The organism is Candidatus Enterococcus courvalinii (assembly GCF_017315945.1).
In the GTDB taxonomy this organism is placed as follows: domain Bacteria; phylum Bacillota; class Bacilli; order Lactobacillales; family Enterococcaceae; genus Enterococcus_B; species Enterococcus_B courvalinii.
Window position 1 is genome coordinate 17,824 of sequence record NZ_JAFLWI010000019.1, and the last position, 24,766, is coordinate 42,589.

The following is a 24,766-nucleotide window of genomic DNA, read 5'->3' on the forward strand; positions in this document are numbered from 1 at the left end:
CTTTAAGTGGAACTCTTCTATCATTCTTTCTTTTTGCTATAATGAAAGAGAAATGGGGGCATTGTTGATGACAATTGAAGAAGCAATTGCTTGGATCCATAGTCGATTACCTTTTGGCTCACGTCCAGGTTTAGATCGCGTAAATGCATTATTGGAAGTCGTTGATCACCCAGAAAAAAAAATCAAAACAATTCATATTGCTGGGACCAATGGCAAGGGTTCAACTGTAACGTACTTGCGTTGTTTGTTAGAAGAAGCAGGATTAACAGTAGGAACCTTTACCTCGCCTTATATTGAAACATTTAATGAACGAATTTCGATCAATGGGAAAGAAATTCCTGATGAAGAATTGATCCAATTAGTGGAAAAATATCAGCCATTGGTTGAACATCTTGATAAATTTGAAGTAGTTGCTGGTATTACGGAGTTTGAGACTTTGACGGCAATGGCATTTGATTATTTTTTAGAAAAACAAGTTGATGTTGCAATTATTGAAGTCGGCTTGGGCGGCTTGTTGGATTCAACCAATGTTGTCGAACCAATACTGACAGCAATCACAACGATTGGACTGGATCACACCGAGATTCTTGGCAAAACACTAGAAGAAATTGCAGCACAAAAAGCAGGAATCATTAAGCAGGGTGTACCTGTTGTAACTGGAAAAATCGAACCAAATGCACTAGAAGTGATTAATAAGATAGCCAAAAATAAAAATGCAAAACATTATTTATTTGGTGAAGACTATCAAGTGGCTTATCAACATCCAGCTAAAAATTGGGGGGAGATTTTTGACTTTTATAATGAAGCTGGGAAAATGGTTGGTTTAAGTACAAGTATGTTGGGCCAGCATCAAGTAGAAAACGCAGGTGTTGCCATTGAAGTGTACGCTCTTTTTTGCCAAACGGAAAAGTTACCGTTTCGTGAAAAAGAAGTCAAAAATGGATTGAAGCAAGCACACTGGCCTGGGAGAATGGAGCGATTAAGCAAAGAACCACTAGTTATTTTAGATGGCGCGCATAATACGCATGCAGTGAAACGATTAGTTCAAAATATGAAAAAAGAGTTTTCTGGCTATCGGATCAATATTTTGTTTTCGGCATTAACTACGAAAAATGTGAATAGCATGTTGCAACAATTACAGGAAATTCCTAATGCCCATATTTATCTCACCACATTTGAGTATCCGAAAGCAATCGAGTTAGATCAAGTAGCAGATTTAGCCAATCAAAAAGTATCAATCGTTTCACTTTGGCAATTTGGATTAGCCGAAATTTTAGAAAAAATGACAGACGAAGATGTATTGCTAGTAACAGGTTCTCTTTACTTTATTTCAGAAGTTCGTAAACTATTAGTTGAATTAGGAGGAAATGATGAAGGTTAATGCAGTGATTTTTGATATGGATGGCTTATTGTTTGATACAGAAATGGTTTATTATGAGGCAACTCAGATGGTAGCTGACCAAATGGGATTCCCATACGATAAAGAGTTTTATTTACGCTTTTTAGGTGTTTCAGATGAAGAAGTTTGGGCAAATTATCATGAGATTTTTGCTGAGTATGGTCGAGAAACGGTTCAGCGATTTATTGACGAGTCTTTCCAAGAAACGCTCACTCGTTTTGCCTCAGGAAATGTTCAACTAAAGCCTGGTGTAATGGAACTGCTGGATTTCTTGGATAAACAGGAAATTCCTAAAGTCGTTGCTTCTAGCAATCAGCGAAAAGTGATCGAACTCTTGTTAGAAAAAAATGATTTATTGACTCGCTTTGATACGATCGTTTCTGCTGAAAATGTGAAACGCGCAAAACCAGATCCAGAAATCTTTTTATTAGCGCAACAAAAGTTAGGAACCGCTAAAGAAAATACCTTGATTTTAGAAGATTCGCAAAATGGGATTTTAGCAGCAGAAGCAGCAGAAATACCTGTGATTATGGTACCCGATTTACTGCAGCCATCTGCTGAACTTGCAGATAAAACAGTTGCTGTAGTCTCTTCGTTACATGAAATTCCAACATTTATTTGATAAAAAACACCTCTTTTTTCGTAGCTTATAGTGAACGGAATAGGAGGTTTTTTTATGGGAAAACGTTTGATGAAAGAAGTACCGACGACATCACTTCCAAGAGAGCGAATGGAGTCTTACGGTGTAGAGGCGTTATCGGATCAAGAATTATTAGCGATTTTGTTGCGCACAGGACAACATCCTTATAATGTAATGGATATTGCAGGTGAGGTTTTGAAGAAGTTTGTTGATTTAACTGCTTTACGTCAAGCTTCTTTAGTTGAGTTGCGGGAGATTCGGGGAATCGGTCGAGTCAAAGCATTAGAAATTTGTGCATTGATCGAGTTGGGGCAACGAATCCAAGCAGAAGCCCGTCCAGCAAGTACACTCGTACGCTCAAGTTATGAACTTGCGCAACAATTGATTATGGAGATGCGTGATTTTCAACAAGAACATTTAGTCTGTATTTACTTAGATACCCAGAATCAAATTATTTTGAAGAAAACGTTGTTTATTGGTTCTTTGAATCAGTCAATTGCTCATCCACGAGAAATTTTTCATTTTGCCGTGAGAGTTTCTGCAGCAAAAATTATCTTGGCACATAATCATCCATCTGGCAATGTTATTCCATCTAAGCAAGATTTACATTTTACTAAACGAATGAGAGAGTGTGGGGAGTTGATGGGGATTGAAGTATTAGATCATTTGATTATTGGTACGAAACAATATTTGAGTTTAAGAGAAGAGGGATTACTGGAAGAGGAGTAAGTGACATTCTTGCAAAAAAAACAGAGCAAGTGTACAATTATAGTGTAATTTTGTTTGGGAATAGAAGTTAGACATTTGTTCACCTCTATCGTACACGAGCAATGTTACAAACAAATAAGTGCTCTTATGCACGAGGAGGCTATTATATAATGGAACATGGAACAGTTAAATGGTTTAATGCTGAAAAAGGATTTGGCTTCATTTCACGTGAAGACGGAAGCGACGTATTTGTTCACTTCTCAGCAATCCAAGGCGACGGATTCAAAACATTAGAAGAAGGTCAAGCTGTCACTTTTGATGTAGAAGATTCAGATCGCGGACCTCAAGCTACAAACGTTGAGAAAGCTTAATTTACTCAATATCCAAAAGGCAGTAACTGCACTTGATGTAGTTACTGTCTTTTTTTATCTAAAAGAAGAGTATACTTAATAGGGAATCACTACAAAAGACAAGAGAGTCTTTCTTTAAGATAATATTCTTAATGAAACAAAGAAATAATTATAAGATATATTCAGAAATAGCTAAATGATTTGAAAGTCTTGAAAGTCAAAAATTATTTTTTATTTCCATGATGGTTGAGTCATTTTGAGAACAAAAAACACCCCTGCTAGCTCATTATCAAACGAAGTAACAGGGGTGTTTTTTGTTCGCATTTATTTTGTGGAAGCAGTCCAAAGATTATTCATCCATATCGGGGGTCATAATCATTGGTAAAATCATTGGATGTCTTTCTGTACGATCGAACAAGAAAGGTTGTAAAGCACTAGTCATTGCTTCTTTTAGTTTATGTTCTGAGCAATCAGGTGCGTTCAAGCATTCTCTTAAGGCGTGGAATAAAATTCGTTGTGCCTCATTGATCATCTCACCAGATTCACGCATATAAACGAAGCCACGTGATAAGATATCTGGACCAGCCAAAATTTCTTTTTTCTTGATGTCAACTGTAGCAACAGCTAACACAAGTCCTTCTTGAGATAAGGTGTGGCGATCACGCAAGACAACATTGCCGATATCACCGATTCCGCTACCGTCAATATAGACATCGCCAGAAATAAAGTGTCCAGCTGGTCGAGCAGAGTCCGCAGTCAATGCTAAGACATCACCATTTTCCATAATAAAGCAGTTTTCAGCAGGAACACCCACATCTTGTGCTAAGGAAGCATGGATTTTTAACATTCGAAATTCACCATGAACGGGAATGAAATATTTTGGCTTGATTAAACGTAACATCAATTTTTGTTCTTCTTGGCCACCATGACCAGAAGTGTGGATGTTGTTGATTTTTCCGTGAATAACTTCAGCACCAGCTTCAGATAATAAATTAATCAAGTGATTAACACTTGTTGTATTTCCTGGAATTGGTGAGCTTGAGAAAATGACTGTATCATCTGGTTGGATTTGAATCTGACGGTGAGTTCCATTTGCGATACGGCTAAGAGCTGCCATTGGTTCACCTTGAGAACCAGTACATAAAATCATTGTTTCATTTGCAGGCAAACGATTGATCTCATGCGCATCGACAAATGTACCATCAGGAACGTTGATGTAGCCTAGACGTTGTCCATTAACGATCGCATTTTCCATGCTACGACCAAAGACCGCAATTTTTCGTCCAGTTGCAACTGCTGCATCTGCTGCTTGTTGCAAACGGAAGATATTTGAAGCAAAGCTGGCAAATATAATGCGTCCTTCGATTTTCTCAAAGATTTTTAAAATCGATAAGCCAATCGTTTTTTCTGACTTCGTAAAAGTCGGGATTTCAGCATTTGTGCTATCAGATAGTAAACATAGAACGCCTTCTTCACCAATACGTGCCATCTTGTGTAAGTTAGCTGGTTCGCCAACGGGGGTAAAATCAAATTTGAAGTCACCTGTTGCAACGATGTTTCCTGATGGTGTTTTAACGACAACACCTAAAGCATCTGGAATACTGTGCGTTGTGCGGAAAAAGCTAACGGATGTTTTTCTAAAACGGATCACGGTATCTTCATTGATTTCGTGAAGTTCAGCATCACGAAGCAAGCCATGTTCATCCAATTTATTTGTGATCAAGGCTAATGCAAGCGGTCCAGCATAAATAGGAATATTTACTTGCTTCAAAAGATAAGGAATACCACCGATATGATCTTCATGTCCATGAGTGATCACAAGAGCTTTCACTTTGTGTATGTTTTGAACGATGTAGCTGTAGTCAGGAATCACATAGTCAATTCCAAGTAAATCATCTTCTGGGAATTTAATTCCAGCATCAATGATGATGATTTCATCTTGAAATTGTACCCCATACGTGTTTTTCCCGATTTCACCTAATCCACCAATTGCAAAGACGCCTGTCTCATTATTTTTGATGGAAAGTTTCATCTTAAAACTCCACTAAAGTAAATTGAACGTTCTCTTTTTCGTATTCTAGGTGATTTCCTTCTAGAAGTTGAACGAACTCAATATTGTATGGGGTATTTTCTTCGACGCGTTGACGTGCTTCGACATCATCTTTCGCATCGATGTAAAGAACTTGTGTTTCTTCCCGTTTTGGGTTACGGATTTTTGATTCTTGATAGTAAACTTTGTAAATCATTTATTTTGTCTCCTTTATCTGCATACGCAGGAATTTAGCTAGTTGATTTTTTAGACAACACAAAACGAGTGGGCAAGCCACCTGAATTTTGATATGCTTTGACTCAAATTAATTATTTGAATCAAAGAGACAAGCCTCGCTTTGCTTGTTCTGTTCGGAATTTTCTTCAACCGTACCTTTGTATAAAAATTATACAATAATTACTTGTTATTCTAGCACAAATTGGGGAATAAGTATAGAAATCAACAGCAGAGTCCTAAAAAAATGTTGGGGATTTATTTCCAATAATTTTTTGAACAAGAAGTGTTCTAATAAGGATTTTAGTGTGCTATCATGGGTTTTAATGGCAAAAAAATGAAATTTTTAAAAGGGAGATGAGAAAGTGAAGTTAATGTGGCACTACACAATGAGGTATAAGAAATTTTTACTTTTCAATTTCATTTGTGTATTTGGGTTTATCCTCATTGAATTAGGTTTACCAACAATTTTGGCACGAATGATCGACTTTGGGATATTACAAGATGATTTTGATTACGTTAAACAACAAGGAATCGTCATGATCGTGATCACCGTCATCGGAATTATTTTAAATATTCTTTTAGGCTATTTTGGCTCAAGAATCACGACAAATATCGTTGCGGATATTCGCGATGATTTATTTGAAAAAATTCAAAGTTATTCGCATCAAGAGTATGAAAATTTAGGTGTTTCTTCTTTGATCACGCGTACAACGAATGATGCGTATCAAATCATGCTGTTTTTACAAAACATTTTACGGATTGGTTTTATGACACCGATGATGTTTGCAGTTAGTTTATATATGGTTGTTCGGACAAGCGCGAGATTAGGGCTTTATGTAGTTGGTGCGCTCCCTTTCTTACTACTTGCCGTGATAGCAATTGCGAAAGTTTCTGAACCATTATCCAAAAAGCAACAAAAGAATTTAGATAAAATCAATAGCATACTAAGAGAAAATCTATCTGGCCTACGTGTCATTCGCGCTTTTGTGAATGAAAAATTTGAAGAAAAACGTTTTGGCAAAGTCAACGAAAATTATGCTTCAAGCTCAAAAAGTTTATTTCGTCTAATGGCAGTAGCGCAACCAGGTTTTTATTTCCTATTTAATATTGTCATGGTTTTGATTATTTGGAGCGGAACACTACAAATTGATGCCGGGGCACTAAAAGTCGGGGACTTGATTGCATTTATCGAATATATTTTCCACGCGCTCTTCTCATTTATGCTTTTTGCAAGTGTCTTTATGATGTATCCAAGAGCGGCTGTTTCTGCTTCACGTATCCAGGAAGCCTTAGATGCACAGCCTGAGATCTCAGAAAATCCTGACGGGGTTTCGGAAACGAAAACAAAAGGATTTGTTGAGTTTAAGGATGTAACATTTGCTTATCCTGGTCATGCACAAGAACCAGTCATTCGAAATGTAAGTTTTACCGCGTCGCCAGGGGAGACAGTTGCGTTTATCGGAAGTACGGGGAGCGGTAAGTCAACTTTGATCCAACTGATCCCGCGTTTTTATGACGTGAGTGAAGGGAAGATTTTAATTGATGGTGTAGATGTACGAGACTATCGTTTGAGCACTTTACGTGACAAAATCGGGTTTATTCCGCAAAAAGCATTACTATTCACCGGGACCATTGCAGAAAATCTTCGTTACGGAAAAGAAGATGCGACAGATGAAGAAATGAAAGCAGCAGCAGATATTGCACAAGCGACTGACTTTATTTCTCGTAAACCAGATGGATTCAATGAACATCTTTCAGAAGGAGGCTCAAACTTTTCTGGTGGTCAAAAGCAACGGTTAGCCATTGCCCGCGCAATCATTCGTCGACCAGAAATTTATATTTTTGACGATAGTTTCTCTGCTTTGGATTACCAAACAGATGCGAAACTTCGCGCTCGATTGAAGAAAGAGACAACAGAATCAACAGTTTTAATTGTGGCACAACGTGTTGGAACGATTATGCACGCTGATAAAATCGTTGTGCTGAATGAAGGGGAAGTTGTGGGAATGGGTACGCACCGTGAATTACTAGAAACTTGCCCAATCTATTACGATATTGCCGCCTCTCAACTATCGAAGGAGGAATTAGCATGAAACAGACATTTTCTTCTTTAAAAAGACTGGCACATTATATTAACCCGTATAAAACAACTTTTATTTTGGTCCTTTTCTTTACTGTCTTAACGGTTGCTTTCAATGCAGCCCTTCCTTATGTAACAGGGTTGCCAACAACGGAGATCAGTCGAAATTTAGCAAATAATGAACCAATCAACTTTTCTTATATTATCCAATGCTTGATTTGGATCACGATTGTCGGAATCGGTTACTGTGTTTCGCAATTGTTGTCAGGTGTGCTGATGACGAATGTGGTGCAAAGTGCAATGCAGGATTTACGTCGTGATATTGAAGAAAAGATCAATCGTTTGCCAGTATCTTATTTTGATAAAAATCAACAAGGAAATATCTTATCTCGGGTAACGAATGATGTGGATGCTGTAAGTGGTGCATTACAACAAGCGTTTATCGGAATTGTCAATGCTGTACTTGCAATTGCAATGGCTGCAGTAATGATGTTTTACATCCAACCAATCATGGCACTCATTTCGATGATCATGATACCAGCTTCCATTTGGATTTCTAAAAAAATTGTGAATGTATCGCAAAAAGATTTCCAAAATATGCAAAATTCACTTGGTGATTTGAATGGATATGTGCAAGAAAACATGACGGGATTTACTGTGTTAAAAGTTTATGGACGTGAAAAACAAACACTAGATGGCTTTAAAGCTGTTAATCATCAATTAAAATACTTTGGTTTTAAAGCAGCTTTTATTTCTGGTTTAATGATGCCGTTAGTTCAATTGACTGCTTATGCAACGTATATTGGCATGGCTGTCATGGGAAGTTTCTATGTTATCACTGGTGTGATCGTTGTGGGGCAACTTCAAGCGTTTATTCAATACATTTGGCAAATCAGTCAGCCAATGGGAAATATCACGCAACTTTCTTCTGTGTTACAGAGTGCTTCTGCAGCAACAAAACGAGTATTTGAAATTCTTGATGAGCCAGAAGAACCTTTGAACGAAATTGATGCGACTTTACCTGAAGTTGTTGAAGGTGCGGTCACATTTGAGCATGTCGACTTTGCTTACGATCCAAGTAAACCGTTGATCCAAGACTTGAATTTTGAAGTCAAAGCAGGACAAATGGTGGCTGTAGTTGGGCCGACTGGTGCAGGGAAAACGACTTTGATCAATTTATTGATGCGTTTTTATGATGTAAACAGTGGTGCAATCAAAATTGATGGTATTGATACCAAATCCTTGAGTCGAAGCGATGTTCGTTCGCTATTTGGCATGGTACTACAAGATGCTTGGTTGTACGAAGGAACTATCGCAGACAACATTCGTTTTGGGAAGTTGGATGCCACTGATTATGAAGTCGTTGACGCGGCGAAGACAGCGAATGTCGATCACTTTATTCGCACGATGCCAGACGGATATGAAATGGAAATCAATGCTGAAGGTGACAATGTTTCTCTTGGTCAAAAGCAGTTATTAACGATTGCCCGCGCAGTGATTTCTGATCCTAAGATTTTGATTTTGGATGAGGCAACAAGTTCAGTTGATACACGTCTTGAAGCTCTGATTCAAAAGGCAATGGATCGTGTCATGAAAGGACGCACAAGCTTTGTGATTGCGCACCGATTATCGACGATTCGTGAGGCAGATTTGATTTTAGTAATGGATCAAGGTTCCATTATCGAAAAAGGAACACATGAAAGTTTACTTGCACAAGGTGGTTTTTATGAGAAACTTTACAATAGCCAATTTGCTGAAGAAGTCGAGTAACAGGTAACTAGTTAATCGGGAAATTATTCTTCAATGCGAAATTTTTGTTTTTCCAAAAACTTGGTGATACAGTTGAACTATCAAGAAGAAACGGAGATGGAAAACATGGAACAATTTCTAAACAAACAAATCGCTGAAGCCAAGAAAGAAATCGACCGTTTAACAACACGCCGACAAGAAGAATTAGGCAATTCAATCAATTTTATCGAAAACGAAGTGCAAATCGAACGTTTACTCGCACAAGTTGAAGCTTATGAAGTTGTCTTAGAACAACTATAAGATTCAATTCAAGTTTAAGGTTGTAACATAGAGTCTGAGGACTTTTGTTGCAACCTTTTTTCGTCGATTCTTTTCTAGTATTCACTGAAAAGTATTGCTATACTTTGAACAAAGGATGAGTGAAAGTGGGAGGCAAATGGAGAAAATATTTATTGCGCCAAATGCAACAGTAGTTGGTGATGTTACTTTAGCCAAGGATGTTACGATTTGGTATCAAGCTGTTTTGCGAGGAGATAGTAACTGGATCAAGATAGGAAAAGGAACCAACATTCAAGATGGAACGATTATCCATGTAGATCATGATGCACCAACAGAAATTGCAGAAAATGTAACAGTTGGCCATCAATGCTTACTTCACGGGTGTAAAATTGAAAAAGGTGCATTGATTGGGATGGGCTCAACGATTTTGAATCATGCGCAGATCGGCGAAAATAGTCTGATTGGCGCAGGATCTTTGGTAACGGAAGGCAAAGTGATCCCGCCAAATGTGTTGGCGTTTGGGCGACCAGCTAAAGTGATCCGTTCGTTAACAGAGGAAGAAATTCAAAAAAATCAGGCAAATATTCAGCACTATATTGAGTTAGGACAAGAATACTTAGCAGGTAAATATTCAATGAGAACATAAAAAAACGCGCCGGTAAAGGCGCGTTTTTTTATGTTCTATGCTTATTTTAAAGCAGAGTTGTTTTCCATTACTTCGTCGATCAAGCCATAATTTTTTGCTTGTTGAGCAGTCATATAATTGTCACGATCAGTATCTTTTTCGATGACTTCAAGTGGTTGACCTGTACGTTCAGCTAAGATTTTGTTTAAGCGTTCACGAGTTTGTAAAATGTGGCGTGCAGCAATTTCAATTTCAGTTGCTTGACCTTGTGCGCCACCAAGTGGTTGGTGAATCATGATTTCTGCGTTTGGCAAAGCAAAACGTTTGCCTTTTGTACCAGCAGTTAGTAAGAAACTGCCCATTGAAGCAGCCATCCCCATAACGATTGTTTGGACATCTGCTTTGACAAAATTCATTGTGTCATAAATGGCCATACCTGCTGTCACAGATCCACCTGGAGAGTTGATGTAAAGATAAATATCTTTTTCAGAGTCCTGAGCATCAAGGAAAAGCAATTGTGCAATGATCGAATTTGCAAGATCATCTGTTACTTGTCCGCTCAACATGATGATACGGTCTTTTAATAGACGAGAATAAATATCGTAGGCTCTTTCACCATGAGATGATTGTTCGATAACTGTAGGAATTAAATTCATTCTAAAATTTCCTCCTTAAAATTCTTTCAAAGTTAGTGTAACACAAAGTATTCTTAAATACCTAAGAAGAAGTATACCTTTTTGGTCAATAAAGGTCAAATGAAAAAACTTCGACAAATTGGTCGAAGAAAGACTTCTTTATGTTATGATAAAAAGAGAACAGAAACAAGGGGGAGCAATAGATTTGGAAGTGGGAATCATAGGTTTTATCGGCGTTCTTTTGGGTGCAGTGGTTGTCTATCTTGGCATGGCGATCCAGATGCGTCATTTAGAAAATAAAGAAACACGTCGACGTGAATTAGAACTAAAGGTCAAAGAAATTGAAACGTTGAATCAATTGAATAAGAAAATCAATGAGATTCTGCAAAAACGTTCCACTCTAATGGAAGAGTATGTCAGCTTTGACGCATTTGATGACTGCTACATCACGATTGACGATTTTGCTTATTTGCAATCATATGCGACACAAAATAATTTTTATTTACCTAACTATATTTTAGATGAATTGTTCAAAACGATTGCTCATCGAAAAGTAATCCTTTCGCCTGACGAAACAATGAAAGTAGGTGGATACGCGTACAAAGGTGGTCGTGTCATTTTAGAAAACTTTAGTGATAATCTGACTGAGATGATCAATGAGAAAAAATTACAATTAAAAAATCTGACGAAACAACCAATCGGCTTCTTTTCAAAAGATGACGTGTGGAGCTAACTAAAAATCAATTAGCAGCAGAACCTTGACGAGAGTCAAGGTTCTTTTTTGTTGCAGATAGAAAATCTTTCTTAAAAAAATTGGTTCATCTTGGTGTGATGAAGGCTTTTTAGCAACAAATTTATTTGTGAGCTTTTTAAAGTAACAAATCGAAAAAATGCGTAGCTATATAAAAACAGGGAGAGTTCTTTGACGTGCTCGTTCCTTGTTCAGCTAGGGTCAGTGCTTGAGCTAGAACTTCTTCCATATGTTACAATAGTACTCGATTGGAGTGAATGAATATGGTACAGATTTACGCACATCGCGGGAGTAGCGGAACACATCCTGAAAATACATTGCCAGCATTTGCCGAAGCGGTTCGTGTTGGTTCAGATGGAATCGAGTTAGATGTTCATCTTAGTGCAGACGGCCAAATAGTTGTGATGCATGATGAAGAAGTGGATCGAACAACAAATGGTAAAGGATTACTTCGCGAGAAAACGTTAGAAGAAATCAAAAAGTTGAACGCCGGTAGTTGGTTTAGCAAAGATTTTTCTGCGGCAAAAGTGCCAACTTTAAAAGAGGTACTGAACCTTTTGCTCCAAAAAAACTATCGCGGTGTATTAATGATCGAATTAAAGACAGATAAGTATGAATATCCTCAAATTGAGGAAAAAGTTTCTGCCTTGTTGCAACAGTCTTGGCCATTTGAACATGGGTATTGCAGTTTCAACCTTGCTTCTTTAGAGCGCATGGCGAAACTAGAACCTGGCGTTCAATTAGATGTTTTGACAGGGACTTCAAAAAATAAAATCATGTACGCAAAGGAAAACGGATTTATCGAAGGCGTTCATCCCAAAAAGACTTGGTTGCAAGAGCAACCTGAACAAGTAGGAATATTTGATAAACCTATTCGACCTTGGACGATCAATACCGAAGAAGAAATTAATTGGTGCTATGGATTTGGAGTGACAGGAATCATTACCGATTATCCTGAGAGAGCCATTCGCCTGAAACAATTTATGAAAAAGTAGGATGCTTATGGAAAAAGTATTAGTAATTGTTGGCCCAACGGCTGTTGGTAAAACAGCTTTGAGCATTGAATTAGCAAAAAAATTTAATGGGGAAATCATTAGTGGTGATTCCTTACAAGTGTATCAAAAACTAGATATTGGGACAGCAAAGGTCACCACAGAAGAAATGGCTGGCGTACCACATCATTTGATTGATGTGATTGAGCCGACGCAACGCTACTCAGCTGCTGATTTTCAGCAGTCTGCTAGACAATTGATTGCTGAAATCACGGCTAGAGGTCATTTGCCGATTATTGCTGGTGGCACAGGATTGTATATCCAGTCTTTACTTTATGATTACCAATTAGGTGCTGCAGACAAACAGCAAGACGAAACCAAACTAGTTCGCCAAAAATACGAAGCATTTGCTGATGAATATGGAAAAGAAGCTTTATGGACGATGCTTAAAGAAAAAGATCCAGAAGCAGCAGAAAAAATTCATTGGAACAATCAGCGAAAAGTTGTCCGGGCGTTGGAAGTTTTAGAAACGACAGGATTCAGCATTACTGCTCCCAAAGAACAACCAAAACAATTATACGATTATTACATGATTGGCTTGGATACCAACCGAGAGAAGCTTTATGAACGAATCAATTTACGAGTGGATTTGATGCTAAAAGCTGGTCTGGAAGATGAGGCACGTTTTGTTTATCAATTAGGTGATACACAAGCAAGTCAAGGAATTGGGTACAAAGAATTTTTCCCCTATTTTAATGGACAGGATTCTTTAGCAGAAGTCGTAGAACAAATCAAACAAAATTCCAGACGTTATGCAAAACGACAACTTACTTGGTTTAGAAATCGACTAACTGCCCAGTGGTTTGATTTAATAGAGCAGCCCGAGGAACAGCAAGTAATTGAAACGGAAATTCAAAAATGGCTGGAGGAGTCACAATGATTAAAGAGAAAGAAAAAGTGGTGATCGTCGGGGTCGAAACGGAAAAAAATCAACATTATTTTGCAGAATCAATGAAAGAATTGATTCAACTGACGAAAACTGCAGCAGGAGAAGTGGTTTTTTCGCTTACACAAAAAAGACCACAAGTCGATCGCCAAACATTGATTGGTAAAGGAAAATTAGAAGAATTAATCCAGCAAGCAACTGCTTATGAAGCAGATTTAATCATTTTTAACCATGAGCTAACGCCACGACAAAGTCAAATCATTTCAGATGCCGTAGGATTACCGGTTATCGACCGAGTACAATTGATTTTAGATATTTTTGCGATGCGCGCACGTTCAAGAGAAGGCAAACTGCAAGTAGAGTTGGCACAGCTTGAATATTTGCTGCCCCGATTGGTAGGACAAGGGAAGACTTTATCTCGTTTAGGCGGGGGAATTGGAACAAGAGGACCCGGTGAAACAAAACTAGAAACGGATCGTCGTCATATTCGCAACAAAATCTATGCAGTCAAACGTGAACTGAGAGAAGTTGAGGCACATCGGGAGCGCAATCGGCAACAACGAAAAAATAATGAGATTTTTCAAATTGGTCTGATTGGTTACACGAATGCTGGAAAATCAACGATTTTAAATCTGCTGACTCAAGCAGATACGTATTCAAAGGATCAGTTATTTGCAACACTGGATCCATTGACGAAAAAATGGCATTTTCCTGAAGGATTTGAAGTGACGATGACAGATACTGTTGGTTTTATTCAAGATTTGCCAACACAGCTGATTGATGCGTTTCATTCAACTTTAGAAGAAAGTCAAAATATGGATTTACTTCTACATGTCGTGGATGCTAGTGCACCTGAACGAATTTTACAGGAACAAACGGTTTTGAAATTAATGGATGAACTTAAGATGAAAGATGTACCAATCTTGACTATTTATAATAAAGCAGACCAAGTTAACCGTGGAACTTTTACACCCACACTGTTCCCCAATCGTTTGATTTCAGCCAAAAGTGAATCGGGAAAACAAGAATTGACACGAGCAATCAAACGAGAAATCATGGAACTATTGACACCCTATACACTTTTCTTACCAAGTGATGCAGGGCAACAGTTAAGTGAAATCAAGCGACAAACCTTGGTGTTAAGTGAAGAGTTTATCGAAGAAAAGAATAGCTATGAAGTCAGAGGATTCGCGAAGAGTACTTCGAAATGGATAAGGAGAATGACAGATGAGTTGGACAGCTGAGTTAGCGCCTGAATTAGTTGAAAAAATAGATGAAGTGGATCAAAAGGTTGCTAAGCGATTAGCTGAGGTTCGAGAAGTAGCATTGACGAATCAGGCAAAAGTGTTAGCAGCATTTCGAGATCAGCAAGTATCAGAGACCCATTTCTTGCCATCAACTGGTTATGGAAATGATGATTTAGGCCGCGATGTTCTGGAAGCTGTATATGCTCAAGTATTTGGGGCAGAAACAGCACTTGTTCGCCCACAAATCGTCTCAGGCACGCACGCAATTGCAACAGCACTTTTTGGGGTGCTACGTCCAGGTGATGATTTACTTTATATTACAGGAACCCCATATGATACTTTATTGGAAGTCATTGGTGTGGCCGGTAACGGAATTGGTTCATTCAAAGAGTACGGGATTGGATACGACCATGTTGACTTGCGAGTAAATGGAGAAGTAGACTTTGAACAAGTGAAAAAGAAAATGACAAGCAAAACAAAAGTGGTTGCGATTCAACGTTCACGGGGCTATGCTACACGTCCATCTTTTACGATTGAAAAGATTAAAGAAATGTGCACTTTTGTACATGAAATTAATCCCAATGTGGTCATTTTTGTCGATAATTGTTATGGAGAATTTGCTGAACTAATGGAGCCAACTCAAATTGGAGCAGATCTCATTGCTGGGTCATTGATCAAGAATCCCGGTGGCGGAATTGCGAAAACAGGTGGTTATATTGCTGGGAAAAAAGAGCTCGTTGAGCGTGCGGCTTATCGTTTGACTACACCAGGCGTTGGTGCAGAAGGTGGCGCAATGTTGGGAAACGTCTATGATATGCTGCAAGGCTTTTTCTTAGCACCACATGTAGTTAGCCAAGCGATTCAAGGTGCAGTCTTTACAGCAGCTTTATTGGAAAGTTATCAACTGCGTTCGACACCACGTTGGGACGAGCCACGAACGGATTTGATCCAATTAGTTGAAATGGAAAATGCGGAAGCCATGGTCACCTTTTGCCAAGCAATCCAAAAATTTTCACCAATCGATTCATTTGTTGCACCGATTCCCTCGTACATGGCTGGATATGAAGATGATATTATTATGGCAGCAGGTACTTTTGTCCAAGGTGCGAGTATCGAATTAAGTGCAGATGGTCCTTTGAGAGAACCCTATGCGCTGTATATTCAAGGTGGGTTGACCTTTGAACATGTAAAAATTGCAGTTTCTCACGCAGTGAATGCTGTTTATCATCAATAAATAATCAAATGATGAGCTTTTTCTAGCAAAGAAAGAGCTCATTTTTTTGTATGGAAAAATTTTTTGTTTTTCATGTTAGAAAACCTTACATGAATCGTTGACAAGTAAAAAATAAATTGGTACACTTTTCTCAACTTAGGAAACGAAAGGAGACATCTGATGGGAGAAAAGGAATTACGACGCTCAATGTCAGTTTTTCCAATTGGTACAGTTATGAAGTTGACTGATTTAACTGCAAGACAGATTCGTTATTATGAAGAGCAAGAACTTGTTCATCCTGAACGTAGCGAAGGAAATCGTCGTATGTATTCGTTAAATGATATTGATACATTGTTGGAAATCAAAGATTATCTTTCGGATGGTCTGAATATGGCAGGAATCAAGCGGGTATATGAAATGGCACAGGCGAAGAAAAAAGAAGCCAAGAAAAAACGACCATTGACCGATCATGATGTCCGTCAAATCTTTCGTGATGAAATGTTATCACAAGGTGGACTAAGTAAAACTGGGCACTATCAGTCGCAAGGAATGCAACATCAATTCTATGACTGAATAAAATAAAAAACAAAAATGAAAGAGAAAGAGGGATACCATGGTAAAGAAACAAATCACTGGCGAAGAAATCAAACGAATTATTGAGGAAGAAAACGTACGCTTTTTACGTCTAATGTTCACAGATATTTTAGGAACCATCAAAAATGTTGAAGTTCCAGTAAGTCAAATCGACAAAGTCTTAGAAAATAAAATGATGTTTGATGGTTCTTCAATCGAAGGATTTGTTCGAATTGAAGAAAGCGATATGTATTTGTATCCAGATCTTTCAACTTGGATGATTTTCCCATGGGAGAGTGCGCATGGAAAAGTTGCACGTTTAATTTGCGATATTTACAATCCAGATGGAACACCGTTTGCTGGCGACCCTCGTGGAAACTTAAAACGTGCGTTGTCAGATATGAGAGAACTTGGTTTTACCTCTTTCAATTTAGGCCCAGAACCCGAATTTTTCTTATTTAAACTTGATGAAGATGGCGGAATCACTACGACACTAAATGACAAAGGTGGTTACTTTGATTTTGCCCCAACGGATTTAGGTGAAAATTGTCGTCGTGATATCGTTTTGGAACTGGAAAGTTTAGGGTTTGAAGTTGAAGCTTCTCACCATGAAGTTGCGCCAGGACAACATGAGATCGACTTTAAATATGCAGATGTCGTAGATGCTTGTGATAATATTCAAACGTTCAAACTAGTTGTCAAAACAATTGCTAGAAAACATGGACTACACGCAACCTTCATGCCAAAACCATTATATGGAATCAATGGGTCAGGGATGCATTGTAATATGTCCTTGTTCAATGAAGACGGCAACGCTTTTTATGATAAAGAGGGTGATTTAGAATTAAGTCAAACAGCTTATCATTTCTTAGGTGGTTTATTACATCATGCACGTGCGTACACAGCTGTTTGTAATCCAACAGTGAACTCATATAAACGTCTAGTTCCTGGATATGAAGCACCTGTTTATGTTGCATGGAGTGGACATAATCGTTCACCATTAGTTCGAGTTCCTGAGTCACGGGGCGTATCCACTCGTTTAGAATTACGTTCAGTTGATCCATCTGCAAATCCTTACTTGGCAATGGCCGTATTATTGCAGGCTGGGTTAGACGGTATCCGTCATGAATTGACACCGCCAGACGCGGTTGACCGTAACATTTATGTGATGAATGAAGAAGAACGTGAAGCAGCACAAATCCAAGATTTACCTTCAACAATTCATAATGCAATTAAAGAATTACGTAAAGACGAAGTAATGATCGATGCACTAGGTCAACACATCTTCTCAAACTTTGTTGAAGCGAAGCGCTTGGAATGGGCAGCTTTCCGTCAAACCGTTTCTGAGTGGGAAAGAGAACAATATTTGGAACTTTATTAATGCAAAAAATTAAGCAAACACAGGGGCAATCTTTTGTCTCTGTGTTTTTTTCATCCATTATTTTTTTGTGTCCCGCAGGTTTATTTCCCTGTGATTATAATAAGAAAAAATAATTGGTGAAAGATTCTAACTGAAGTTTTGCTGTGGACGAGTAGTGTGATTACGAAACCTTGGATTCTTTTGGTTTTATAGCTATGTTGTTTAGAGTACTTACAAAAACTGTAATAATGAAAAATAGAGAGGTGGTGAATTTAGAGCGATGATGATCCGAATGCTCTCAAAACAATTGGAAACGTTTTTGAAATAGTATTTTAAGTTTTAGCGCTAAGTTGTTTAAAATGCGTCCAGCACCAACAATTTTTTTGAAATCGTAATCATCAAATTGATGTCTTGACTTTCGATTCTGGAGCTTGTATTATACTCCTTGGGCACCCTTTTAAAGGGTCAGAAGTTTACAGAAATTTCAGCTCCCTATTCTTGTTAGAAGAATAGGGAGCTTTCTTTATTTTTTCTGGGACTTTTCCTGCAGATAAAACAAGAAGGAGTTTTTGAATTTATGACAAAATACATTTTTGTAACTGGCGGCGTTGTATCTTCGATTGGTAAAGGGATCGTAGCAGCTTCATTGGGTCGCTTGTTGAAAAATCGTGGCCTAAAGGTAACTATCCAAAAATTTGACCCGTACATCAATGTTGACCCAGGAACAATGAGTCCTTATCAACATGGAGAAGTGTTTGTAACAGATGATGGTGCGGAAACAGACTTAGACTTAGGTCACTATGAACGTTTTATCGACATCAATTTGAACAAATACTCCAATGTTACCACAGGAAAAATCTATTCTGAAGTATTGCGTAAAGAACGTAAAGGGGAGTACTTAGGGGCAACTGTCCAAGTGATTCCACATATCACAAACGAAATCAAAGAAAAGATCATGCGTGCCGCAAAATTAACGGACTCTGATGTAATTATTACCGAAGTTGGCGGAACAGTGGGCGATATCGAATCATTACCATTCTTGGAAGCTTTGCGCCAAATGAAAGCAGATGTTGGTGCAGACAACGTAATGTACGTGCATACAACTTTGATTCCTTATTTAAAAGCTGCTGGTGAGATGAAAACCAAACCAACACAACACAGTGTGAAAGAATTACGTGGCTTGGGGATCCAACCAAATATTTTGGTTGTTCGTACGGAGCAACCTGTTTCACAAAGCGTAAAAAATAAATTAGCACAATTTTGTGATGTTGAACCAGAAGCAGTGATTGAATCGCCTGATGTGGATACATTATATTCCATTCCATTATTGTTACAAAAACAAGGAATGGATCGAATTGTTTGCGAACACTTGAAACTTGAAACACCAGAAGCAGACATGACGGAATGGAAAGAATTAGAAGAACGTGTCTTGAACTTGAAGAAAAAAGTACGTATTGCTTTAGTTGGTAAATACGTTGAGTTACCTGATGCTTATATTTCAGTAGTAGAAGCACTGAAACATTCAGGCTTTGCTTATGATGCGGATATTGAACTGGATTGGGTCAAGGCACAAGAATTAACGGAAGAAAATGTTGCAGAACGTTTGAAAGATGCTGACGGAATCTTAGTTCCTGGTGGATTTGGTGACCGAGGCGTTGAAGGGAAAATTGAAGCAATCCGTTTTGCCAGAGAAAATGATATTCCATTTTTAGGTATTTGCTTGGGGATGCAAATGGCTTGTGTGGAATTTGCACGCAATGTAGTTGGTCTTCCTGACGCGGCTTCAGCTGAAACAAATCCAGATGCTCAAAATAATATTATTGATTTGATGGCTGATCAAGAAAACGTTGAAAACCTTGGTGGAACACTTCGTTTGGGCTTATATCCATGTAAAATCAAAAAAGGAACGAAAACAGCAACAGCATATGAAGAGGCAGATGTCGTTCAAGAACGTCACCGTCACCGTTATGAATTCAACAACCAATACCGCGAAATGTTTGAAGAACAAGGATTGGTCTTCTCTGGTGTTTCACCAGACAATCGCTTGGTTGAAATCGTTGAAATTCCTGAGAAGAAATTCTTTGTTGGTTGCCAATTCCATCCGGAGTTGATTTCACGACCAAATCGTCCACAAAAACTTATCAAAGCATTTGTTGGTGCTTCGTTAGCGGATCGCGAATCAAAATAAAAAATAGATCAAACAGAGTAGATTTTATAAACTACTCTGTTTTTTTGCGGAAAGATCCAAAAGCAGGAATTAAGTGAAATAAATGAGGGTTTATGAAAAAAGGATGATTTTTTCTATTTGTTCTTTTGTTATTAAATAGGAAAGGAAAACATAATAAAACGGTATTTTTGTCTAGTTATATTCTGTTATTGTGTTTCTTTTTTACAAAAAACTTGTTGAAAATTTTCATTTTCGGTGATTTTAGTAGAAAAGTACCACAATGTTTGGTAAAATAAGGTCGTTGGTTAAGAATTGTCTTAACAAATTTAGTTTTTACAAAACTTAGGAGGAATTTTATTATGCCAGTAGTATCAGGAGCTGAATTTTTAAAAGCTGCTCGTAAAGGCGGTTACGCTGTCGGCGGATTCAACACAAACAACTTAGAATGGACTCAAGCTATTCTTGAAGCAGCTGAAGCTAAACAAGCACCAGTACTTATCCAAACTTCAATGGGTGCAGCTAAATACATGGGTGGTTACAAAGTATGTAAAGATTTAATCACTGATTTAGTTGAAGCAATGAACATCACTGTTCCAGTTGCTATCCACTTAGACCATGGTGACTATGATGCAGCTTTAGAATGTATCGAAATCGGCTATACTTCAGTTATGTTTGATGGTTCTCATTTACCATTCGAAGAAAACTTGAAATTAGCTAAAGACGTTGTTGAAAGAGCTCACGCTAAAGGAATCTCTGTAGAATGTGAAGTTGGTTCAATCGGCGGAGAAGAAGACGGAATCATCGGTAACGGCGAATTAGCTGACATTGAAGAATGTAAACAAATGGTTGCTACAGGTATCGACTACTTAGCATGTGGTATCGGTAACATCCACGGTCAATACCCAGAAAACTGGAACGGATTAGCATTTGATCATTTACAAGCAATTGCTGATGCTGTAGGTCCAGATATGCCTTTAGTATTACACGGCGGATCAGGTATTCCTCAAGACCAAATCGAAAAAGCTATCTCAATGGGTATCTCAAAAGTGAATGTTAATACTGAATTCCAATTATCATTTGCTGCTGCTACTCGTGAATATATCGAAGCTGGTAAAGACCGCGAAGGTAAAGGATTTGACCCTCGTAAATTATTAGCACCAGGTAAAGCTGCAATCGTTAAAGATGCAGAATCTCATATTGACTGGTTCGGTTCAGCAAACAAAGCTTAATTTGCTTCCTTTGTTGACTGATGAAAAGGGTGGGACAAAACAAATTTGTTTTGTCTCACTCTTTTTTGTCTGCTGAAAACTTTTATCGCTAGTTTTTAAAAGTATTAGCAATCAACACCGTAGAACAATTCTTAACAGATTTAGCTGTGGGGATGTTGAATTTAATCAGTTGCTTTGATCCAGAACTGATTTTGTTTGGTGGAGGAATCAGTTCAAATGAGCAATTTAATCGACGCTTTCAAAAACGTTTGGAAGAACTGATGGATCGACACGAATCAATTCACTACCTTAAAGATAAAACGATTGCTGCTGTTCGACCAGCCAAATTACAAAACGATGCAGGTATGATCGGGGCTGTTTATCAAATTTATCGTCAAGTGACAAAATGAGTAAAGCATTTGGCTATTCAAAGAATATTCGATAAAAGGTTGTTTAAATTGCTAAATAGAAAGTAGACTGGAAACTTATTTTTCAGTCTTTTTTTTTGTAAAAAAAGCGGTTGAAAGGGACAAAAAAAGTTGTTTGTGTATTGGCACAGTCCCAAGCTTTTGAAAAATGACAGTCTATGGTAAAATTAACGAGTATGAATAAATTAAGAATAGGTGGATTTTATGAAGAAAATCGTTATCAATGGTGGCCGTTCACTAACAGGTGAAGTAACGATTAGTGGGGCAAAAAATAGTGCAGTAGCATTGATTCCAGCGGCTATTTTAGCAAATTCCCCAGTGATTTTAGAAGGTGTCCCTGATATTCAGGATGTCCATTCGTTAATTGAAATTTTAGAAATTATGGGTGCAAAGATTACTTTTTCAAATAACGTATTAGAAATTGATCCAACAGAAATCGTATCTGTGCCAATGCCAAATGGAAAAATCAATAGTTTACGTGCATCGTACTATTTTATGGGAACATTATTAGGAAAATTTGGTGAAGCTGTGGTTGGCTTACCTGGTGGCTGTTATTTAGGCCCACGACCAATTGACCTACACGTTAAAGGATTCGAGGCGCTAGGCGTACAAGTTACGAATGAGCATGGTGCGATGTATTTGCGAACTGAAAGTGATCAAATGCAAGGAAATCGAATTTTCATGGATGTAGTCTCTGTAGGTGCAACAATCAATATCATGCTTGCGGCAGTAAAAGCAAAAGGCCAAACAATCATTGAAAATGCGGCTCGTGAACCAGAAATTATTGATGTTGCGACATTATTGAACAATATGGGAGCAAAAGTACGTGGGGCGGGTACGGACATTATCCGTATTGATGGTGTCGAGGAATTACATGGCTGTCGTCATTTCATGATTCCTGACCGAATCGAAGCGGGAACGTACTTAGCTCTTGCAGCAGCTGCAGGGAATGGAATAAAAGTAAAAAACGTTATTTTTGAACATCTCGAAAGCTTCATTGCTAAATTACAAGAAATTGGTGTCAAAATGAAAATCAGCGAAGATGAAATCGAAGTCTATCCATCGACTGATTTGAAAGCTGTGAATGTGATGACTTACCCATATCCAGGTTTTGCGACAGACTTGCAACAACCTTTGACCCCCTTATTATTAATGACATCTGGCACGGCAGAAATTATTGATACGATTTATGCGAAACGCGTCAATCACGTACCTGAGTTAGCACGAATGGGTGCAGATATCTCAGTTGAAGGAAATATGATCATTGTAAATGGTCCAAGTAAGTTACATGGGGCAGAAGTCGTGGCATCTGATCTGCGTGCAGGGGCTTGTTTAGTTATTGCCGGATTGCTAGCAGAAGGAACGACGACAATCTATAATGTCGAATATATTCTACGTGGATATGATCACATTATCGAAAAACTGACTGCTTTAGGTGCATCAATTGAAATGATTGAGGAAGTGGAGGCCGAATGAGCGATTATTTGACAATGGCGGAGCTGGAAAATAAAACATTAAAAGAAATTTACAGCTATGCCAAGGATTTTAAAATTCCTTATTACAGTAAAATGAATAAAAAGGAACTTTCACTCTCTGTGATTCGTGCACAAGCAGAAAAACAAGGGTTCTATTATATGGAAGGAATTTTAGATATCGTAGGACAAGATGGGTATGGATTTTTACGTCCAATCAATTATGGTCCAAGTGTAGAAGACATCTATATTTCCGCTTCACAGATTCGCCGTTTTGGTTTGCGAAATGGAGACAAAGTTGCTGGAAAAGCCCGTCCACCGAAGGAATCAGAACGTTACTATGGATTGATGCATGTCGAAAGCGTCAATGGAAAAGATCCAGAAGAAGCAAAAGAACGACCTCATTTTCCAGCATTAACACCTCTTTACCCACAAGAACAGTTAACATTAGAAACAACCACTAATCGATTATCCACACGAATGATTGATATTTTTTCTCCTGTCGGTTTTGGCCAACGTGGGCTAATCGTTGCGCCACCAAAAGCAGGAAAAACAACGGTCTTAAAAGAAATTGCCAATGGTATCACGGAGAATTATCCTGACGTTGAATTGATTGTTTTATTAATTGATGAACGACCGGAAGAAGTGACTGACTTAGAGCGTAGTGTAAAAGGGGATGTGGTATCTTCAACGTTTGATTTGCAGCCACAAAACCATACACGTGTCGCAGAATTAGTTTTAGAACGTGCAATGCGGCTGGTTGAAGATAAACGAGATGTTGTCATTTTAATGGACAGTATCACACGACTTGCCAGAGCCTATAACTTAGTTGTTCCACCAAGTGGTAGAACCTTAAGTGGAGGAATTGACCCAGCTGCGTTGTATAAACCAAAGAAATTTTTCGGAGCAGCACGTAATATCGAAGAGGGCGGGAGCTTAACGATCCTAGCAACTGCTCTGGTAGATACGGGCAGTCGAATGGATGATGTCATCTACGAAGAGTTCAAAGGAACAGGAAATCTTGAACTTCAATTGTCACGTGAATTGGCAGAAAGAAGGATTTTCCCAGCAATCGACATCAAAAAATCAGGAACACGTAAAGAAGAATTGCTAATTCCAAGTACGCAATTAGAAGAAATTTGGAAATTACGTAAAAATATGATTGGCGATTCTTTAGAGTACACGGAGCAATTGATTCGTTTCTTGCGGAAAACCAAGAATAACCAGCAGTTTTTTGCAGAGTTTCAAGATGTTTCCTTTGGTAAGAAAAATCAAATGAGAAATCAAAAAAGATAATTGCAACCTTGAATGAAACATGATAAGATGTTACTGTTGTAAATCGACAAATCAACTCTGGTTCAGCAAATGAAGCAGGGCAAAGGAGCGAAAAAACTATGAAAGCAAACATTCATCCAGATTACCATCCAGTAGTATTCATGGATTCAACAACTGGTTTTAAATTCTTGTCAGGTTCAACAAAAACTTCACAAGAAACAGTTGAATGGGAAGACGGTAATACATACCCAGTCATCCGTGTCGAAGTAACTTCTGACTCACATCCATTCTACACTGGACGTCAAAAATTCACACAAGCAGACGGACGTGTGGACCGTTTCAACAAAAAATACGGTCTCAAAGACGCAAACGCTGCGGAATAAGAAAAACATTGTTAAATCAA

At 38.2% G+C, this 24,766-nt stretch carries 23 protein-coding genes and 1 pseudogene; 21 read left to right on the forward strand and 3 right to left on the reverse strand.

Translation table 11 applies throughout. The features are described 5' to 3' along the window. The first annotated feature begins 67 nt into the window (after nucleotides 1-67). From JZO71_RS11100 to JZO71_RS11115, 4 genes are all read left to right on the forward strand, one after another. On the forward strand, nucleotides 68-1,381 hold the full coding sequence (locus tag JZO71_RS11100; RefSeq protein ID WP_206899599.1) for a bifunctional folylpolyglutamate synthase/dihydrofolate synthase: 1,314 nt from the start codon (nucleotides 68-70) through the stop codon (nucleotides 1,379-1,381). Then, entirely contained in the window at nucleotides 1,371-2,021 is a 651-nt protein-coding gene (locus tag JZO71_RS11105; RefSeq protein WP_206899601.1) for an HAD family hydrolase, read from the forward strand. Before JZO71_RS11100 ends, JZO71_RS11105 begins: the two co-directional genes overlap by 11 nt. 54 nt (nucleotides 2,022-2,075) lie before the next feature. Further along, nucleotides 2,076-2,768, forward strand: coding sequence for a RadC family protein (gene radC, locus JZO71_RS11110; protein WP_206899604.1), 693 nt, complete (start codon nucleotides 2,076-2,078; stop codon nucleotides 2,766-2,768). A gap of 149 nt (nucleotides 2,769-2,917) precedes the next feature. Further along, nucleotides 2,918-3,118, forward strand: a complete 201-nt coding sequence (locus JZO71_RS11115) for a cold-shock protein (protein ID WP_067480248.1) — start codon at nucleotides 2,918-2,920, stop codon at nucleotides 3,116-3,118. 328 nt (nucleotides 3,119-3,446) lie between these two features. Here JZO71_RS11115 and rnjA read toward each other — a convergent pair whose 3' ends face one another. Then, on the reverse strand, nucleotides 3,447-5,129 hold the full coding sequence (gene rnjA, locus JZO71_RS11120) for a ribonuclease J1 (RefSeq protein ID WP_206899607.1): 1,683 nt from the start codon (nucleotides 5,127-5,129) through the stop codon (nucleotides 3,447-3,449). A 1-nt stretch (nucleotide 5,130) separates the two neighbouring features. Continuing rightward, complete coding sequence (locus JZO71_RS11125; protein WP_067480254.1) at nucleotides 5,131-5,343, reverse strand: DNA-directed RNA polymerase subunit epsilon; 213 nt, start codon at nucleotides 5,341-5,343, stop codon at nucleotides 5,131-5,133. 382 nt (nucleotides 5,344-5,725) lie between these two features. On the opposite strand from JZO71_RS11125, the gene efrA reads away from it, so the two are divergent. From efrA to JZO71_RS11145, 4 genes are all read left to right on the forward strand, one after another. Further along, nucleotides 5,726-7,456: a multidrug efflux ABC transporter subunit EfrA gene (gene efrA, locus JZO71_RS11130; protein WP_206899615.1), complete on the forward strand. Its 1,731-nt coding sequence runs from the start codon at nucleotides 5,726-5,728 to the stop codon at nucleotides 7,454-7,456. Further along, the gene (efrB, locus tag JZO71_RS11135; RefSeq protein ID WP_206899623.1) at nucleotides 7,453-9,213 is read left to right on the forward strand and encodes a multidrug efflux ABC transporter subunit EfrB; all 1,761 of its coding nucleotides are present in this window, start codon (nucleotides 7,453-7,455) and stop codon (nucleotides 9,211-9,213) included. The genes efrA and efrB overlap by 4 nt, the downstream gene beginning before the upstream one ends. Before the next feature lie 105 nt (nucleotides 9,214-9,318). Beyond that, entirely contained in the window at nucleotides 9,319-9,492 is a 174-nt protein-coding gene (locus tag JZO71_RS11140; protein ID WP_430733289.1) for a hypothetical protein, read from the forward strand. Nucleotides 9,493-9,628: 136 nt separating this feature from the next. Beyond that, a complete protein-coding gene (locus tag JZO71_RS11145) occupies nucleotides 9,629-10,117 on the forward strand; it encodes a gamma carbonic anhydrase family protein (RefSeq protein WP_206899626.1) in 489 nt (162 codons plus the stop codon). Nucleotides 10,118-10,158: 41 nt separating this feature from the next. On the opposite strand, the gene clpP is transcribed toward JZO71_RS11145, so the two are convergent. After that, nucleotides 10,159-10,752, reverse strand: coding sequence for an ATP-dependent Clp endopeptidase proteolytic subunit ClpP (clpP, locus tag JZO71_RS11150; protein ID WP_206899628.1), 594 nt, complete (start codon nucleotides 10,750-10,752; stop codon nucleotides 10,159-10,161). A 184-nt stretch (nucleotides 10,753-10,936) separates the two neighbouring features. Between clpP and JZO71_RS11155 the strand changes: the two genes are divergently transcribed. The 13 genes and pseudogenes from JZO71_RS11155 (at nucleotide 10,937) to JZO71_RS11215 (ending at nucleotide 24,746) form a co-directional block, all read left to right on the forward strand. Continuing rightward, complete coding sequence (locus JZO71_RS11155; RefSeq protein WP_206899630.1) at nucleotides 10,937-11,464, forward strand: hypothetical protein; 528 nt, start codon at nucleotides 10,937-10,939, stop codon at nucleotides 11,462-11,464. 281 nt (nucleotides 11,465-11,745) lie between these two features. Further along, the gene (locus JZO71_RS11160; RefSeq protein ID WP_206899632.1) at nucleotides 11,746-12,477 is read left to right on the forward strand and encodes a glycerophosphodiester phosphodiesterase; all 732 of its coding nucleotides are present in this window, start codon (nucleotides 11,746-11,748) and stop codon (nucleotides 12,475-12,477) included. 7 nt (nucleotides 12,478-12,484) lie between these two features. After that, on the forward strand, nucleotides 12,485-13,414 hold the full coding sequence (miaA, locus tag JZO71_RS11165) for a tRNA (adenosine(37)-N6)-dimethylallyltransferase MiaA (RefSeq protein WP_206899634.1): 930 nt from the start codon (nucleotides 12,485-12,487) through the stop codon (nucleotides 13,412-13,414). After that, nucleotides 13,411-14,664 carry a GTPase HflX gene (gene hflX, locus JZO71_RS11170; protein ID WP_206899636.1) on the forward strand — a complete coding sequence of 418 codons (1,254 nt, stop codon included), beginning with the start codon at nucleotides 13,411-13,413 and terminating at the stop codon, nucleotides 14,662-14,664. Before miaA ends, hflX begins: the two co-directional genes overlap by 4 nt. Beyond that, a complete protein-coding gene (locus JZO71_RS11175) occupies nucleotides 14,648-15,901 on the forward strand; it encodes a methionine gamma-lyase family protein (protein ID WP_206899637.1) in 1,254 nt (417 codons plus the stop codon). Before hflX ends, JZO71_RS11175 begins: the two co-directional genes overlap by 17 nt. A gap of 159 nt (nucleotides 15,902-16,060) precedes the next feature. After that, on the forward strand, nucleotides 16,061-16,453 hold the full coding sequence (locus JZO71_RS11180) for a MerR family transcriptional regulator (protein WP_067480287.1): 393 nt from the start codon (nucleotides 16,061-16,063) through the stop codon (nucleotides 16,451-16,453). 40 nt (nucleotides 16,454-16,493) lie between these two features. Next, nucleotides 16,494-17,834, forward strand: a complete 1,341-nt coding sequence (glnA, locus tag JZO71_RS11185) for a type I glutamate--ammonia ligase (protein ID WP_206899639.1) — start codon at nucleotides 16,494-16,496, stop codon at nucleotides 17,832-17,834. Nucleotides 17,835-18,390: 556 nt separating this feature from the next. Continuing rightward, entirely contained in the window at nucleotides 18,391-20,001 is a 1,611-nt protein-coding gene (gene pyrG, locus JZO71_RS11190) for a CTP synthase (RefSeq protein WP_206899641.1), read from the forward strand. Between the two features lie 338 nt (nucleotides 20,002-20,339). Next, nucleotides 20,340-21,209, forward strand: coding sequence for a class II fructose-bisphosphate aldolase (locus JZO71_RS11195; protein WP_206899643.1), 870 nt, complete (start codon nucleotides 20,340-20,342; stop codon nucleotides 21,207-21,209). A gap of 98 nt (nucleotides 21,210-21,307) precedes the next feature. Further along, a pseudogene (locus JZO71_RS11200) lies at nucleotides 21,308-21,598 on the forward strand (ROK family protein); the annotation flags it as partial. 222 nt (nucleotides 21,599-21,820) lie between these two features. Beyond that, a complete protein-coding gene (gene murA / locus JZO71_RS11205; protein WP_206899651.1) occupies nucleotides 21,821-23,092 on the forward strand; it encodes a UDP-N-acetylglucosamine 1-carboxyvinyltransferase in 1,272 nt (423 codons plus the stop codon). Then, nucleotides 23,089-24,384, forward strand: coding sequence for a transcription termination factor Rho (gene rho, locus JZO71_RS11210; protein ID WP_206899652.1), 1,296 nt, complete (start codon nucleotides 23,089-23,091; stop codon nucleotides 24,382-24,384). The genes murA and rho overlap by 4 nt, the downstream gene beginning before the upstream one ends. 98 nt (nucleotides 24,385-24,482) lie before the next feature. Next, the gene (locus tag JZO71_RS11215; RefSeq protein ID WP_206899662.1) at nucleotides 24,483-24,746 is read left to right on the forward strand and encodes a type B 50S ribosomal protein L31; all 264 of its coding nucleotides are present in this window, start codon (nucleotides 24,483-24,485) and stop codon (nucleotides 24,744-24,746) included. The last annotated feature ends 20 nt before the right edge of the window (nucleotides 24,747-24,766 follow it).

Coding starts and splice junctions, on each gene's coding strand:
- JZO71_RS11175 (WP_206899637.1), top strand. CDS start 14,648: ATGAGTTGGACAGCTGAGTTAGCGCCTGAATTAGTTGAAAAAATAGAT.
- JZO71_RS11115 (WP_067480248.1), top strand. CDS start 2,918: ATGGAACATGGAACAGTTAAATGGTTTAATGCTGAAAAAGGATTTGGC.
- JZO71_RS11125 (WP_067480254.1), bottom strand. CDS start 5,343: ATGATTTACAAAGTTTACTATCAAGAATCAAAAATCCGTAACCCAAAA.
- JZO71_RS11215 (WP_206899662.1), top strand. CDS start 24,483: ATGAAAGCAAACATTCATCCAGATTACCATCCAGTAGTATTCATGGAT.
- JZO71_RS11140 (WP_430733289.1), top strand. CDS start 9,319: ATGGAACAATTTCTAAACAAACAAATCGCTGAAGCCAAGAAAGAAATC.
- JZO71_RS11195 (WP_206899643.1), top strand. CDS start 20,340: ATGCCAGTAGTATCAGGAGCTGAATTTTTAAAAGCTGCTCGTAAAGGC.
- hflX (WP_206899636.1), top strand. CDS start 13,411: ATGATTAAAGAGAAAGAAAAAGTGGTGATCGTCGGGGTCGAAACGGAA.
- JZO71_RS11100 (WP_206899599.1), top strand. CDS start 68: ATGACAATTGAAGAAGCAATTGCTTGGATCCATAGTCGATTACCTTTT.
- clpP (WP_206899628.1), bottom strand. CDS start 10,752: ATGAATTTAATTCCTACAGTTATCGAACAATCATCTCATGGTGAAAGA.
- JZO71_RS11145 (WP_206899626.1), top strand. CDS start 9,629: ATGGAGAAAATATTTATTGCGCCAAATGCAACAGTAGTTGGTGATGTT.
- rho (WP_206899652.1), top strand. CDS start 23,089: ATGAGCGATTATTTGACAATGGCGGAGCTGGAAAATAAAACATTAAAA.
- radC (WP_206899604.1), top strand. CDS start 2,076: ATGGGAAAACGTTTGATGAAAGAAGTACCGACGACATCACTTCCAAGA.
- glnA (WP_206899639.1), top strand. CDS start 16,494: ATGGTAAAGAAACAAATCACTGGCGAAGAAATCAAACGAATTATTGAG.
- JZO71_RS11180 (WP_067480287.1), top strand. CDS start 16,061: ATGGGAGAAAAGGAATTACGACGCTCAATGTCAGTTTTTCCAATTGGT.
- pyrG (WP_206899641.1), top strand. CDS start 18,391: ATGACAAAATACATTTTTGTAACTGGCGGCGTTGTATCTTCGATTGGT.
- JZO71_RS11105 (WP_206899601.1), top strand. CDS start 1,371: ATGAAGGTTAATGCAGTGATTTTTGATATGGATGGCTTATTGTTTGAT.
- miaA (WP_206899634.1), top strand. CDS start 12,485: ATGGAAAAAGTATTAGTAATTGTTGGCCCAACGGCTGTTGGTAAAACA.
- rnjA (WP_206899607.1), bottom strand. CDS start 5,129: ATGAAACTTTCCATCAAAAATAATGAGACAGGCGTCTTTGCAATTGGT.
- efrB (WP_206899623.1), top strand. CDS start 7,453: ATGAAACAGACATTTTCTTCTTTAAAAAGACTGGCACATTATATTAAC.
- murA (WP_206899651.1), top strand. CDS start 21,821: ATGAAGAAAATCGTTATCAATGGTGGCCGTTCACTAACAGGTGAAGTA.
- JZO71_RS11160 (WP_206899632.1), top strand. CDS start 11,746: ATGGTACAGATTTACGCACATCGCGGGAGTAGCGGAACACATCCTGAA.